Raw genomic sequence first — 14,975 nt, forward strand, 5'->3', positions numbered from 1 at the left:
TTTTTCAATATTTGTATCAAAAGAAACAATCTTTTAGAAAAGAGCCTTTATAATGTTTACGAAAAGAGCCTACATAAAAAAAGAGGAAGAGACGTGCGGTCTCTTCCTCTTCTAATAAGTGAATTAATAGTAAGGAGATATCATTAAATAAACAACAACGCCTGTTAAGCTTACATAAAGCCAGATAGGCATCGTCCATCGCGCAATCTTACGGTGCTTTGCTACTTGCATATTAAGACCACGAGTAACCGTTATAAGTGCAAGCGGTACAATAGCAGCAGCCAAAATAATATGTGAAATAAGAATAAAGAAATAGATCGGAACAATAAGCCCTTCTCCACCAAATGAGGTTGATTCTGACAGACCATGGTAAGTCACGTAAGAAACAAGGAATAATGCCGTAGTGGTAAACGCTGCAAAAATAAACCGCTTATGCAGTTTAATGTTTTTCTGCTTAACGAAAATAAGAGCAGCTACAAGAAAGACAAACGTAAAGCTATTAAATACAGCATTAAGAAGTGGGAGCAATGTGATGTCGAAACCTACGTCCCCGCTATATTCAGGTAAAAAGAATAAAATTACTACTAATACATTTACGGCAATAGAAAGCCCGACAATCCAAGGTGTATAATTACGTTGTTTTACATCAGTCATAACATTCTTCTCCTTATAAGATAATCTACCTTTAAGAATAAGAAAGATTGATTAATTGAGCAACCAATGAGACACATCCATATGTTAAAAATCTCAGGCGGTGACACGTTTTGTTCACAGATTCACTTATGGAGTCCATTGGTCATGAACAATTCCTGTTAAATAGGGTTCTCCTTTATAGCTTGTAAAAACAAGCTTTAAACTCTTCCAGTCCATCCCTTCAAATTCATCAGACCCTGGCACAAAAAACTCGACATAGTTACTATCAGGGAATGCTTCTGTTACGTTCTGAATACTGTTTGTTTCCTTATAGTAGTCGTTATATGTTACAAAGTCAGTTTCAATGAAAGCAACATCGTACACATAGGTTTTATAATAATCCTCTGGTTCTAAACGGATGGGATCACCCTTCCCTGCCTCTGTTCCCCATTCAATCTGCTTTTTGCTACTTAAAAGATCCTTCAATTGGTCGGGCATGAACACTTGTGCTCGTTTCTTATCAACTGTTCCATAAGGAGAGAATAAAAGTCCCTTTTTAGGATGCACAAATTCTCCAAGGTCAGTCATTTCTCTGTTTTCTAAAGTTTTCATTACGTCATATGCTTTCTCCATCACTATAATCTGCTCATCGAATGTTACTTGAGGTACATCAGTCACTGGTTGATTATCTACTTCGGCACAGCCTATTAGCAAACCAAAGAACAAGCAAATGACCACTTTTCGATGAATCAATTCCTTCACTCCCCAATCGTTTATCATCTATCTACCTAATATATTCGTCTTTATTTTTATTAACCATTCGTATTGAGTGAATAATTTTTAAATTATATTGATCCCTAAGGTACAATGATGGTATCGCTTACAGTTGACGATACCTAGACATAATAGTCCATTCGCTTTCAGTTTCTCAATCTCACAATTTGATTTTAATGCTAAAAAGCTATAAAATTTTTACTTGGGAACCTGTTAACAGAATTGTTACAGGATCAACGTTTATTATAATAATGGTCTTAACAATAATCAGACCATCCTAGCAACTTATGCTAGGGCCGATCATGCTAAGCTACATATTTATACTATAAGCATGATGAATGACAGGGAATTTTACTGTTCCGCCCAATACGTTCCCTATGGAACAGCAATAATGAAAAAGTGAGGTCACAAAGATGAATCAACCATCAAAACAGGCTTCTGTTATCGTCATATTCGGAGCTACAGGAGATCTTGCTAAACGCAAGCTTTTCCCATCACTGTATAACCTCTATTGTAAAGGTGTGCTAGCAGAAGATTTCGCTGTTGTTGGCGTAGCTCGCAGACAGCTATCAAATGAAGAATTTCGGTCAAACGTTCACGACGCTGTGATCCACACAGCTTGTATGGATAAGGATGACAAACACGAAGAATTTAGTAGTCATTTCTTCTATCAGCCTTTTGATGTTACGAAGAAAGAATCTTATCAAGATCTTAAAGGATTAACTGAGAGTCTTGATGAACAATTCGATATTCCACACAATCGTATTTTCTATATGGCAATGGCTCCTGAGTTCTTTGGGACAATTGCTCTTAATCTTGATTCTGAAGGATTGCTAGAAGGTGATGGTTTCAACCGACTTGTGATCGAGAAGCCATTCGGACATGATTTCCAATCTGCACAAAAGCTTAACGATGAAATCCGTCAAGTATTTTCAGAAGAAGAAATCTATCGTATTGACCACTATCTCGGTAAAGAAATGGTGCAAAATATCGAGGCTATCCGTTTTGCTAATTCACTATTTGAGCCACTCTGGAACAACCGTTACATATCCAATATCCAGATTACATCTAGTGAAACAGTAGGTGTAGAAACACGGGGTGGATACTACGAAAAATCAGGTGCGCTTAGAGATATGGTTCAGAACCATATGTTGCAAATGGTTTCTTTACTTGCAATGGAACCACCAGGTAGCCTCACAACAGAAGAAATTCGAAGTGAGAAAGTAAAAGTACTTCGTGCTCTGCGTGCGGTTAACAAAGATGAAGTAAATGATTACTTCGTTCGCGGTCAGTACAAACAAGGTGAAGCAAATGGTGAGACACTTCCTGGTTACCGAGAAGAGAATAATGTTGATGAAGAATCAAATACGGAGACTTTTGTTGCAGCGAAGCTAATGATTGACAACTTCCGCTGGGCAGGTGTCCCATTCTACATTAGAACCGGTAAACGGATGCCAACTAAATCGACCAATATTCTAATTGAGTTCAAAGACATGCCAATGAACCTTTATAAAAATGAAAGTGGCAAGCTTGGACCAAATATTCTTGAAGTCCACATTCAACCAGAAGAAGGTATTACCCTTCACTTGAATGTTAAGGACACTGGCGATATGCGTAAAACAACGCCGATTGAATTGAACTTTAACAACAAACAGAAAAACAATATGAACTCACCTGAAGCTTATGAACGCCTTCTACACGATGTAATGAAAGGTGATGCAACAAACTTTGCGCGCTGGGATGAAGTAGCTCTCTCATGGCAGTTCATCGATCCAATATCTGTCGCGTGGGCAAATGAGAAAGAGCAGGACTTCCCTAACTATTCCGCTGGATCGATGGGTCCTGATGCGGCTGATAAGCTTCTAGAGAAAGACAACCTTCACTGGTGGTCATCACCTAAAGAGTAGAACGATCAATGCATAACAACTAAAGAAAGATACGTGAATCACGTATCTTTCTTTAGTATCTTTATACTAATTGGAAGGAAGTGCTTAATTATGAAAATGTATGATGTTAGCGCACCCATATTTAACGGAATGCCTGTATACAAAAACAAAGAAGAGAAACAACCTGAGATCAATACTACAACAAACGGACATGTAACAGAGTCTCGTCTGTCTCTCGATGTACATACAGGTACACATGTTGACGCTCCACTTCACATGATGAATGATGGTGCAACATTTGAAACCATTAACATGGAAGATCTTGTTGGACAAGCGAAAGTCATTGATGTAACGAATGTTAAAGGTGCTATCTCTGACAAAGATATTGAGTCTGAGGATATCCAAGAAGGAGATTTCATTCTTTTTAAATCGCAAAACTCCTTCGAAGACGAATTTAATTTCGAGTTCGTATTTGTTGGTGAAGATGCAGCACGGTATCTAGCTGAGCGCAATATCCGCGGTGTTGGTGTCGACGGTCTTGGTATCGAGCGAAGCCAGCCAGAGCACCCTACTCACCGTTCTCTTTTCGAGAAAGACGTCATTATTATGGAAGGCCTTCGCTTAAAAGATGTTGCTGCTGGCCAATATTTCATGGTAGCTGCACCATTAAAGCTACAAGGAACAGATGCATCACCTGCTCGCGTTCTTTTATTTGATGGATTAAAAGAAGCATAGTATAAAAGCCGGGGACTTTTCCTCGGCTTTTGTTTTGTATATTCAATTAAAAACGCCTCCTTCTTAACCTTATGGTTGAGAAGGAGGCGTTTTTGGGATTACTTAATCTTCTAGCCACTCTGTGTGGAAGACACCTTCACGGTCGATACGCTGATACGTATGAGCACCGAAGTAGTCACGTTGAGCTTGTAAGAGGTTCGCTGGAAGCGTTTCGCTACGATAGCTATCATAATAAGCAATCGCGCTTGCAAGACCAGGAACAGGGATTCCACGCTGTACAGCAAGTGATACGATATCACGAGCAGCACTTTGATAAGATTCAACGATTTCCTTGAAGTAAGGATCTAGAAGAAGGTTAGTTAAACCAGCTTCGCGATCATATGCTTCTTTAATATTTTGTAGGAAGCCTGCACGGATAATGCAACCTCCGCGGAAGATCATTGCGATTGAGCCGTAATCAAGATTCCAGTCATACTCATCAGAAGCTGAACGCATTTGGGCGAAGCCTTGAGCATAAGAGCAAATCTTGCTCATGTAAAGTGCTTTGCGGATTTTCTCGATTAACTCATCTTTATCACCGTCAAATGCAGGAACATTAGGTCCTGCAAGAAGCTTACTTGCTTTCACACGTTCTTCTTTCATTGCTGAAATAAAGCGTGAGAAAACAGACTCTGTGATAATTGAAAGTGGTACACCAAGATCAAGTGCGCTCTGACTCGTCCATTTACCAGTTCCTTTTTGACCCGCTGTATCAAGGATAACATCAACAAGAGCTTTACCTGTTTCAGGATCCTTCTTCGTAAAGATATCTGCTGTGATTTCGATTAGGTAGCTATCAAGCTCCCCTTTATTCCATTCTTTAAATACTTCATGAAGTTCATCAGTCGAAAGACCAAGTACATTCTTCATCATATAATAAGCTTCACCGATTAACTGCATATCGCCATACTCAATGCCGTTGTGCACCATTTTCACATAATGCCCAGCACCGTCTGGACCAATGTACGTTGTACATGGATCTCCGTCAACTTTTGCAGCGATCGCTTTAAAAATATCTTCTACTTCGCTAAAGGCATCTGGTTGTCCACCTGGCATGATCGAAGGACCGTTAAGCGCGCCTTCTTCCCCACCAGACACACCAGTACCAATAAAGCGAATACCTTTTTCTTTCAAGTCATCGCTACGCTTTTGAGTGTCTTTAAAGAAAGCATTACCACCATCAATGATAATGTCATCTTGATCAAGGTGTGGCAACAACTGATCAATTGTTGCATCAGTCGGCATGCCTGCTTTAACCATTAGCAAAATTTTTCTTGGTGTTTCAAGTGATTGAACGAACTCTTCAATGCTATATGTATCCTGAAAGTTTCGCCCTTCGACTTCAGACATCATTTCTTTCGTTTTCTCTTCAGAACGATTATAGACTGATACTGAATAGCCGCGACTCTCGATATTCATCGCAAGGTTTTTCCCCATAACGGCTAATCCAATTACACCTATTTGTTGTTTTGACATCTTATTCCCTCCAGCTATTGTACTTTACTTCTCTAAACCACGACTGCCACTAAAAAGTATACCATAGTGTAGAACATACGCTTTTCATAGTATGTACACCCTTAATCAGGTTACTCACAGGTTAACAGTCTAACAGTATGCATTATACGTCTTTCTAGAGCACCGTGCAAAGATTAGCAACTAAGTCGTATCTTTTCGACTTTCAATTTGTCCATTTTTTCTATATGGTTGGTATAGATGTCATAATCTCAAACAAATCGATGCTGATCGCTTGATTAAAGGAGTGTATAAGGAATGAATGAGAAACAGTTAGCAGGTGAAAAAGCTGCAAGTTATGTTCAGGATGGAATGGTTGTTGGTTTAGGCACAGGAAGTACCGTCTATTGGACGATCCTCAAAATTGCTGAGATGGTTCAGAATGGTTTGTCTATTACTGGAGTTCCCACTTCAAAAGAAACTGAAAAGCTTGCACTTGAGCATGGCATACCCCTCATTGCATTAGAAGAAGTCTCATCCATTGATCTAACTATTGACGGAGCTGATGAATTGAACGATGAGCTCACATTAATTAAAGGTGGTGGCGGTGCTTTGCTACGGGAGAAAATCATTGCCTACCACTCTACGCATATGATTGTTGTGGCAGATTCAAGCAAAGTTGTTTCTGATCTTGGAACCTTTCCTCTACCAGTTGAAGTCGTGCCGTTTGGCTATCAAAAGACACTAGATGTTTTACAAGATATGGGCTGTGAGCCATCAATCCGTAGTAAAAATGATTCGTTGTTTATAACTGATAACGGTAATTATATCGTAGATTGTGCGTTTCGGAGTATACCCTACCCTTCCACTTTACACGAACGAATCAATCAGATTCCTGGGGTTGTCGACAATGGTTTATTTATTGGATATGCAGAGAAAGCAATTATAGGTAATGGAAGCACTATTACTTTTCTAGAGAAATAGGAAAAGCCCGGCGTTTATGCGCCGGGCTTTTCCTATTTTATTTAGCTCTTTTAGAAGACATGGTAGCTATAGTAGGTTCATTTCCGCTCCAGGATGCTCGCTTTCCGCGGGGCGGGCGGTGAGCCTCCTCGTCGCTAACGCTCCTGCGGGGTCTCACCTGTCCCGCTAGTCCCGCAGGAGTCGAGCATCCTTCCGCTCCAATCAGCTAAGTGTGGTTTTTGTTCGATAACAATTCAAAAGCAACAATCTTTTAGAAAAGAGCCTTTAGAATAGAGCTTTTTATTTAGGATCTACTGCTATCAATAGCCCTTATTTGATAATTAGTACGGGACAATGAGAGCGTTGGAGGACGGCATGGCTTACGCTTCCGAGAAACCACTCTCTTAACCCGTTTAAGCCTCTGCTACCCATTATAATAAGGTCACGCTCATGATCATTGGCATACTTCACAATTTCGTTGCCTGGATTTCCTTCGAGTACCATAGTACGTACAACATGATTTGGAAGTTGTTCATAAAGCACATCACTTACTACTTTCAACAGGTCGACCGCTTCTTTTCTTAATTCGTTTAGAATACTCGCATAGACAACAGCAGAGCTGATTTGAGCTGTAGGATTCAACGCTGTAACCACATCAATTTGAAGAGCGGGGTTTTCCTTAGCCATTGTAATTGCTTCATTCAAAGCTTTCATACTTAAGTCAGATCCATCATAAGCAACTAGGACGTTAGTGTATTTTCTCATTACAACACTCCCCTTCCCTATTATGCCTTCATTATATCATGTTAACGGATAAGACACTGTGATGCTAATCACTTGTTGTTAAGTTATCTCGCTTCTTTCTATTCATCCATTGTTCAGTGACAATCGCTGTAATTGAGCCTAGAATTAGTCCATTGTTTAAAAGCGATGCTGTCAGGGGCGGTGCATTCTGAAAGGCTTCAGGAGGAATGAACATGGTTCCAATTCCAACCATGAAGGACATTCCGATTACAAACGATTTACTTTCAGAATGATCTTTCTTAAACTCATTGAACGCAATGCCTACCATATTGACAAACACAATAAAGATTACTGCGTAACCAACAGGTTCAGGAAGCGCAGCAAAGAACGCCATCAGTGCTGGGAATAAGCTTATGATAATAATGAAACCACTTCCCACTATAAATGGAAGCCTACGCTTTAATCCTGTCGTCATGATAAAGCCTGCAGCTCCTGAAATTGGAACACTTCCCACGGCAGAGAAAATGCCTCCAAGTAACTGATTAACACCAGATACAAATCCAGCTTGCCGATATCTTCCCATTGGCTTCGTGTTTGAAAGTCTAGCTAGAACCTCTTCTACCACTCGAATGCTTGCAATCATATTCGTTAAAAGCAACAGCGTGACAAGTGCTGCAGTGACAATCATTCCTGAATTCCACTCTGGATAACCAAACGCAAAAATTTGTGGAAGCTGAACAAATCCTCCCTCAGGAACGGTGACAGGCTTCGCTAAACCTAGTATGGCAAAAAGAAGCCATCCGATAATTAAAATTATTAAAATTGAGTATTGCTGAATAATCGCCGGCATCGATCGTGAAAACCAAATCGATACGAGAACGAGAAGAAGTGATAGCCCTGCAATCCTAAGGTCGATTCCCTCCCTTAAATAGCCCACACCCATCATGCCATTTAAAAAGGAACCGCTAAGCTGTGCGACAAGTAATAAAAGATAAATCCCAGTAACAACCGGCGTGAACAATCGAGACAGTCTTTCCACCATTCCAAATGCGCTTAATAGAATGAAGATTACTCCGCTTGCAATCATAGCAAGTTCAAGGGCTTGTAACGTTTCCATTTTCGAACCAAATAATGCTGAACTTAATCCTGCATAGAGGACAAATACTCCCCACCAGAGACCCGCTGGCCCTTCGTTAATGGGCAATCGATGTCCAAGCGTCGCTTGAAGAATAGCTGCAACTCCAAGTACAAACATCGTTCTTTGTACAAAACCTGCCGCCATCGCCGGATCTAACTGAAATAAGCTTGCGATGGCAACGGGCGCAACAATTGATCCTGCAATCATAAACACTGCCCATTGAAGGGCGGATAACGTATTACGCATAGAAAAGCCTTCTTTCATCCATACAATTTATGTACCTCTTCTAATAGTAACAAAGGGAGGTAAAGTGGTCATTACGTTTTTTTCCACTATAAAAAAAAGCAGAGCTCTGCTATACTAATTTATTGGTGATTTGATTTTTATCAAATACACGGGTGGGAGAGGGAAACACAAGTAAGAAGGGAATAAAGTGAAAAAGAAAATTGATTTTGATTTTCAGGCTCACGATACTTCACTGAAGAAGGAAATTCTTGCAGGCTTTACATCATTTTTTACAATTGTTTATATTGCAGCTGTTAACGCGTCAATCCTAGCTGATGCAGGAATTCCTTTTGAAGCAGGAATGATTGCAACTGTCCTGACATCAGTGGTCGGCTGCCTGTTAATTGGCTTTTATGCAAATGCCCCGATTATCTTAGTCCCAGGTATGGGCGTTAATGCATTCTTCACGTATACAATGGTTGAATCGATGGGACTTAGCTGGCAAGTTGCGCTAGCTTCTGTATTCATAGCTGGAGTGCTTTTTGCCATTACAGCTTTCACACCTCTTGCAGGTGTTCTATCCAAAGCAATTCCTCGTTCGTTAAAAGAAGCAATAACCGTTGGAATCGGATTATTTCTTACTTTTATCGGACTTCAAAAAGGCGGTATCGTTGTCTCAAGTGAATCAACGTTCGTTGAAATGGGAAACTTAGGTTCCGCTCATGTTATTGCAACACTAGTGACATTGGCACTTGCCGCTATTCTATTTATACGGAATGTCAAAGGACACTTTCTAATTAGCATGCTTGCAGGTACTGCTTTAGCTTGGTCTCTTGGACTAATCGAAACAGGGAATCAAGAGAGCTTCTCTTTCTCTTCGTACTCGTCAGTCTTTGGAGCAATGTCATTTGATGATATTCTTATCATTCCATTCTGGATTGCTACATTCTCAATGGCCATGATTCTCGTGTTCGAAAACATGGGACTCCTTCATGGACTACTGCCTGATCAATCCAAGTTTGAGAAATCATACAAAGCAAATGCTATCTCTGCTATATCAGCAGGTCTTTTCGGTACAAGCCCAACGGTTTCAACAGTTGAAAGCGCATCTGGTATCTCAGCTGGTGGTCGAACTGGACTAACATCCATCACAACTGGATTACTATTCCTAACGTCCCTATTTTTCATCCCAGTGTTTAAAATTATTCCAGACTCAGCCATCGCGCCTGTACTCATCATAATAGGCGGATTAATGATCACATCGATTCAGAACATCTCACTACAGGACTTCTCCGAAGGATTTCCTGCGTTCTTAATCATCGTCATGATCCCCCTAACCTACAGCATCGTAGACGGCATCGCATTCGGCTTCATCGCCTATCCTTTCCTAAAAATCGCACTAGGAAAAGCCAAAGAAGTCCCAGTCCCTATGTACATCATAGCCAGCCTGTTCTTCGTTAATTTCTTTTTACATGGGATCTAGAAAAGCGGAAGTGGGCGTTTAGACCCGTCAGGCACTGGAGCCAAACCAAAAGAACACGCCCTTTGTGTTCATTTGGTTTGGTGAAGTGACAGAGGGTCTGCCCACTGCAGTCTAGAAAAGCGGAAACGAGCGTTTAGAAACGGAGATATTGGAGCTCTTGAACTGGAACACGTTCTTTGTGTTCCGGTTCAAGAGTGAAATATCGCAGTTTCTGCGAGTTGCAGCTGGATCTAGAAAAGCGGAAGCGCCCGTTTAGCCTCGACAAGCACTGGAGCCAAACCAAAAGAACACGCCCTTTGTGTTCATTTGGTTTGGTGAAGTGACAGAGGGTCTGCCCACTGCAGCTGGATCAGAAAAACAGAAACGAACATTCAGAATCCCTCCACAAAATGTGGAGGTTTTTTTACACCCTTCCCTCTTAACCCATATTTTGTATGATATGATTTTACTGGTGATGCAAATGAATAAAATAACAACCCTCATCCTCCCTCTACTTTTACTATCAGGGTGCCAGTCTAAGCCAGTTATGTTACATGCTTTTTCAACAGATAAAACCATGTTTAGGAACGCCCCGACTCACCTTCACTACTCAGAAAGCCAGATGGAAGAAATATTGGCCTCATATGACCATCAGGAGCCTTCGGAATGGGGAGAACGCGTATCAGGAGTCCTTACTAGCTTTGAAACAGCAAAGAAAGAAATTGCCTTAACGTTTGATGCTTGCGGCGGGCCACACGGAAGTTCAGTAGACGATGAACTTATTACGTATTTGATAAATGAGGAGATCTCTTCCACCCTCTTTGTCAACGGGAGGTGGATTGATGAAAACCCTGCACTTTTCAAAAAGCTTGCAGAAAATCCATTATTCGAAATTGAAAACCACGGTACGCACCATCTGCCTTTATCAGTAAATGGTCAATCAGCATGGGGCATTACGGGTACAACATCAGTGGAAGAAGTTGTCGCAGAGATGAAAATGAACGAGAATAAAATCGAAGAGTATACAGGTGAAAAACCAACTTTATTCCGGTCGGGGACGGCATATTATGATGATGTCGCTGTTGACATAGCCAATAGCCTTGGTATCCAAATTGTAAACTATACGATTTTAGGAGATGCAGGTGCTACTTATACAAGTGAGCAGGTTAAACAAGCACTTTTAAAAGCGACCCCTGGAGATATAGCACTTCTACACATGAATCAACCTGACAGCGGTACAGCAGATGGCGTGCAACAAGCAGTCCCTATTCTTCAAGAAAAAGGATACTCTTTTGTGCAACTACATAACCAGAATTTGCAGTGATTAAGTTGAAATCGAAATGGTCACCTTAATAATGATTCATTTAAAGGGGTGATCAACAATGAGCCAATCAAAAGGACAGCGCGAAAGACAATTCCGTAAACGGAAAGAAGCGCAAAATCCTCATGGTAAGATTAAATCATTAGAGCAGCTCTCTAATGAAGCATCTCCTAACAAAACAGAATAGCAATAAGATTAAACTCCTCTTTTTAAGGGTAAAGTGTTCCTACGAATGTTGAAAGGAGTTTAATGTAATGAACGAAATCACAGTATCAGTTGCAGGTATGAAAGGCGAAGATTGCATACAACGAATTGAGTCAGCTCTTCTCTCCTTAAATGGAATAGAACGAGCTCTAGCAGATTTAAAAGAAGAAACAGTAACGATTGTCTATGATGAAGAAGCTGTTGAGGTTTCTGCCATTATGCAAACAATTGAAGAAGCTGGCTACCAACCAGCATAAAGCAATGAGCCTGCAGAAGCAGGCTCATTTTTTCTGTTTCACAATTACACTTTTTTCTACAAAAAAACATTGAAATTTTTCCGTAAACATTCAAATTTCGCGTTAAGAGGATGATAAGGTATAGCTATAATGATATGTATCTGAAAGGGGTGCAGAATGTGGATCAATCCCAATTTGAGTTTGGTGAAACCTTATCTATCCCTCCAAAAAACGATTCGGAATCGTTAACTATAAATAATCATGAAGAAATACTCAAGGAACTTGCAACACTCACTTATGAGAATAAAAAACTGACGTTGGTTAACCAACTTGTCGCTGGTTTAGCACATGAAATTCGAAATCCATTAACGATTATGAAAGGGTTTCTTCAATTGATTAAACCCGATTTAGATCGATTACAAAAGAGTGATATCGCAGATCTCCTTCTCTCAGAAATCCATCGAACAAACGGGTTGATTGAAGAATTCTTAAATGTAACGAGACCACGCGAACAGACATTAGAAAAGGTTAGCATCGTCCCCTTCTTAAGAAACATACTTCTCTTATACCAAAGTGAAGCCACACTAAACAAATGCACGCTAACAACAAATCTGCAAAACCTCTCACAACCGTCCTTTGCCATGATTGATTCTGGGCAGTTGAAACAAGTTTTTCTAAACATGGTCAAAAACAGTATAGAAGCGATACGTTGTGCGAATAGAGATAATGGCTACATCTCGCTATCAGTGTTTAGACGATTGCACACGATTGATATCCATATTCGTGACAATGGGATCGGAATGGATGAAACAACTAAATCTAAGCTTTTCCAACCTTTTTTTACAACAAAGAAAAAAGGAACAGGTCTAGGCCTATTCCTTTGCAAACAGATTATTCAAAATCATAGAGGTACAATAGAAGTGAATAGCACTCCAATGCTGGGCACGACGTTTATGATTCAGCTTCCGATCATTTCAGCAGATTAGAACCGAATCTGCTCGTTCTCATCTGCTACGTTAACCCCTTTTCTCATTTTATGAAGAAGGGCATTAACTTCTCCACCTACAAGAAGAATGATACCCGTTAGATAGAACCATAGCATAAGAATAATAACTCCCCCAAGGCTACCATAGGTTGCTGAATAATTTCCAAAGTTGCTTACATAGAAAGAAAACGCCAGGGAAATAATCTGCCAGCCTATTGTAGCGACAATGGCTCCGACAATAACCTCTTTAAATGGAAAGTTCTTATTCGGAGCAAAATGATAAAGCGCCGCTAGAATGCTCGCCATAATAGCAACAGCAACTACCCAACGAAGAACTCTGAAAAGTATTTCTGTTGATTCAGGTAGATTTAGTGCTGTTGTCATTGTGTTGATGATAACATCACCAAATACTGGTAGGACAAGGGTTACGATAAAAACAAGTATAAATCCAATTGTAAGAAGGATCGATAATAGACGAGCTTTAATGAATGACCTTGTTTCTTCCACATCGTATGCGAGATTAAGAGCTCTCATAAGCGCCATCATACCGTTGGAAGCTGACCACAGCGTTCCTAGGATACCTACTGTTAATAGCCCTCCCTGAGGTTCGCTAATGATTGAAATGACATTATCCTGTAAGATGCTTCCGATCTCCCCTGGTGCATAGTTAGTAAGAAAGTCAACAGCTTGTTGCTTATCAATCGACAAGTATGGAAGGATGGATAACACTAAAATTAATAGTGGGAATATAGAGAGCATGAAATAGTAAGCAAGCTCGGCTGCAAGACTCGTAACCCGATCTTCCCCCATCTCTTTACCTAACTTCTTTGTAAATGAAATTCCTGTCATGAGAAGGCTCCTTTCGTTTATTCTTTTTACTCTGTTCCCTTAATTGCTTTTCTGTAATCGTGAAAGTAGTTTGGGACTTCTCTTAAAATTTATTGTTTTTTAAAGGGCTTTGGATAAAAATCACACTCCAGAGTTTATTGGAGCGGAAATCAATCACCACTTTTAAAAACATGGTTTATGAAAACAACCAAATGAAAAAGCAGACTCCAAAGAGTCTGCTTTTCAATCTATGGTGTTGTACTACTATCTTGATTATCCATTGCGTTCAATGGATCGTCTTGCTCACCCATCTCATCAGTTAAATTCAAATGATTTTGCAGTTCAGTTTTAGCTGTAGTTAATGACTGATTGTCTAATTGAAAATAGTAGGTTGAACCAGGCTGATAATCATAACCTGTTAACTGAAGCTGTTCAATCGAATCTAATTTAGATATGAACGGGTATAAACCGAGCGCTTCTCTAAAAGTGAAGCTCATTGTAAGGTTTTCTCCAATACGATCAACCACATCACCGTATTTAGGGATAGAGGAGAGCGAGCTTACTTTATCAATAGCTGCCGTGATAACTTCCATTTGTCGCTGTCCACGCTTTAAATCGGAATCCGCTTTTCTCGTCCTAGCAAAAGCGAGAGCCTCTTTACCATTCAGCGTTTGTTCTCCTACTTCCAGATCGATTTTACCTTTTGATTCTTTGTAGAGTTGATCAGCAATTAATTGTTCTTTAATCGTTATATCAATTCCACCAAGTTCATCAATAACCGTTTTAAATGCTTCGAAATTCACTCGAACAACCTGATCAATAGGGATACCGAGCAATTCTTCCGCTGTTTTGATAGTTAAATCAATACCACCATAAGCATGAGCGTGTGTCATCTTGTCCATGCCTCTTCCAGGAATTTCTACATACGAATCTCGAGGAATGCTTAGGAGTTTCATCGATTTATCATCCTGATTGAACGTAGCAACCATAATTGCATCGCTTCGTCCGTTTGATGAATCTTCTGCATCATCAACACCAAGCAATAGAACTGAAAAGTGATCTTTCCCCATGTCAATTGCATTATTTCTTAAGTCTGATTGACTTCCCCGTGTTGGCTGCATCATTGATTGATCTGAAACACTAGAAACTTTATAGTAAAGATAACCACCGTAGCCTGCAATACCTACGATCGTAAATAATAGAATGAACAACGTTGTTCGTAAGAAGCTTCGTTTCTTCTTTGGTTTATATCGACTTTGTCGATTTGACTTAATTTCTTCACTCATAAACTAATATCTCCTTCAAATAGTCTCCCCTTCTCTCACTCCGTTCAAAGATCGAGCAAGGAAG

The 14,975-nt window shown here is 40.1% G+C and carries 15 protein-coding genes; 8 read left to right on the forward strand and 7 right to left on the reverse strand.

The genetic code is table 11. From position 1 onward, the window contains the following. Positions 1-123 precede the first annotated feature (123 nt). Positions 124-654 carry a DUF420 domain-containing protein gene (locus AB986_RS07095; RefSeq protein WP_048310171.1) on the reverse strand — a complete coding sequence of 177 codons (531 nt, stop codon included), beginning with the start codon at positions 652-654 and terminating at the stop codon, positions 124-126. A 126-nt stretch (positions 655-780) separates the two neighbouring features. Next, on the reverse strand, positions 781-1,386 hold the full coding sequence (locus tag AB986_RS07100; RefSeq protein WP_053216066.1) for a hypothetical protein: 606 nt from the start codon (positions 1,384-1,386) through the stop codon (positions 781-783). Between the two features lie 434 nt (positions 1,387-1,820). Between AB986_RS07100 and zwf the strand changes: the two genes are divergently transcribed. Both zwf and AB986_RS07110 read left to right on the forward strand, forming a co-directional pair. Next, positions 1,821-3,314, forward strand: coding sequence for a glucose-6-phosphate dehydrogenase (zwf, locus tag AB986_RS07105; RefSeq protein ID WP_048310172.1), 1,494 nt, complete (start codon positions 1,821-1,823; stop codon positions 3,312-3,314). Positions 3,315-3,404: 90 nt separating this feature from the next. Then, a complete protein-coding gene (locus AB986_RS07110) occupies positions 3,405-4,028 on the forward strand; it encodes a cyclase family protein (RefSeq protein WP_048310173.1) in 624 nt (207 codons plus the stop codon). Between the two features lie 102 nt (positions 4,029-4,130). Here AB986_RS07110 and gndA read toward each other — a convergent pair whose 3' ends face one another. Further along, the gene (gndA, locus tag AB986_RS07115) at positions 4,131-5,543 is read right to left on the reverse strand and encodes an NADP-dependent phosphogluconate dehydrogenase (RefSeq protein WP_048310174.1); all 1,413 of its coding nucleotides are present in this window, start codon (positions 5,541-5,543) and stop codon (positions 4,131-4,133) included. A 294-nt stretch (positions 5,544-5,837) separates the two neighbouring features. Between gndA and rpiA the strand changes: the two genes are divergently transcribed. Beyond that, positions 5,838-6,503, forward strand: coding sequence for a ribose-5-phosphate isomerase RpiA (rpiA, locus tag AB986_RS07120; protein WP_048310175.1), 666 nt, complete (start codon positions 5,838-5,840; stop codon positions 6,501-6,503). A 309-nt stretch (positions 6,504-6,812) separates the two neighbouring features. Here rpiA and AB986_RS07125 read toward each other — a convergent pair whose 3' ends face one another. Together AB986_RS07125 and AB986_RS07130 are read right to left on the reverse strand one after the other, a co-directional pair. After that, positions 6,813-7,247: a universal stress protein gene (locus AB986_RS07125; protein ID WP_048310176.1), complete on the reverse strand. Its 435-nt coding sequence runs from the start codon at positions 7,245-7,247 to the stop codon at positions 6,813-6,815. A gap of 64 nt (positions 7,248-7,311) precedes the next feature. Then, positions 7,312-8,610, reverse strand: a complete 1,299-nt coding sequence (locus AB986_RS07130; RefSeq protein WP_048310177.1) for a purine/pyrimidine permease — start codon at positions 8,608-8,610, stop codon at positions 7,312-7,314. 187 nt (positions 8,611-8,797) lie between these two features. Between AB986_RS07130 and AB986_RS07135 the strand changes: the two genes are divergently transcribed. The 5 genes from AB986_RS07135 (at position 8,798) to AB986_RS07150 (ending at position 12,798) form a co-directional block, all read left to right on the forward strand. After that, positions 8,798-10,072, forward strand: coding sequence for an NCS2 family permease (locus AB986_RS07135; RefSeq protein ID WP_048310178.1), 1,275 nt, complete (start codon positions 8,798-8,800; stop codon positions 10,070-10,072). Positions 10,073-10,532: 460 nt separating this feature from the next. Further along, positions 10,533-11,375 carry a polysaccharide deacetylase family protein gene (locus tag AB986_RS07140; RefSeq protein WP_084006500.1) on the forward strand — a complete coding sequence of 281 codons (843 nt, stop codon included), beginning with the start codon at positions 10,533-10,535 and terminating at the stop codon, positions 11,373-11,375. A gap of 58 nt (positions 11,376-11,433) precedes the next feature. After that, positions 11,434-11,559, forward strand: a complete 126-nt coding sequence (locus AB986_RS22675; protein WP_236690315.1) for a DUF6254 family protein — start codon at positions 11,434-11,436, stop codon at positions 11,557-11,559. 67 nt (positions 11,560-11,626) lie between these two features. Next, on the forward strand, positions 11,627-11,833 hold the full coding sequence (locus AB986_RS07145; protein WP_048310179.1) for a heavy-metal-associated domain-containing protein: 207 nt from the start codon (positions 11,627-11,629) through the stop codon (positions 11,831-11,833). A gap of 158 nt (positions 11,834-11,991) precedes the next feature. Further along, positions 11,992-12,798 carry a two-component system sensor histidine kinase NtrB gene (locus AB986_RS07150; RefSeq protein ID WP_053216067.1) on the forward strand — a complete coding sequence of 269 codons (807 nt, stop codon included), beginning with the start codon at positions 11,992-11,994 and terminating at the stop codon, positions 12,796-12,798. On the opposite strand, the gene AB986_RS07155 is transcribed toward AB986_RS07150, so the two are convergent. Together AB986_RS07155 and AB986_RS07160 are read right to left on the reverse strand one after the other, a co-directional pair. Then, positions 12,795-13,646, reverse strand: coding sequence for a YihY/virulence factor BrkB family protein (locus tag AB986_RS07155; protein WP_048310180.1), 852 nt, complete (start codon positions 13,644-13,646; stop codon positions 12,795-12,797). The two genes, AB986_RS07150 and AB986_RS07155, sit on opposite strands and share 4 nt — an antisense overlap. A 227-nt stretch (positions 13,647-13,873) precedes the next feature. Further along, complete coding sequence (locus AB986_RS07160) at positions 13,874-14,911, reverse strand: LCP family protein (RefSeq protein WP_084006437.1); 1,038 nt, start codon at positions 14,909-14,911, stop codon at positions 13,874-13,876. Positions 14,912-14,975 lie beyond the last annotated feature (64 nt).

The organism is Guptibacillus hwajinpoensis, assembly GCF_001039475.1.
In the GTDB taxonomy this organism is placed as follows: Bacteria; Bacillota; Bacilli; order Bacillales; family Guptibacillaceae; genus Guptibacillus; species Guptibacillus hwajinpoensis.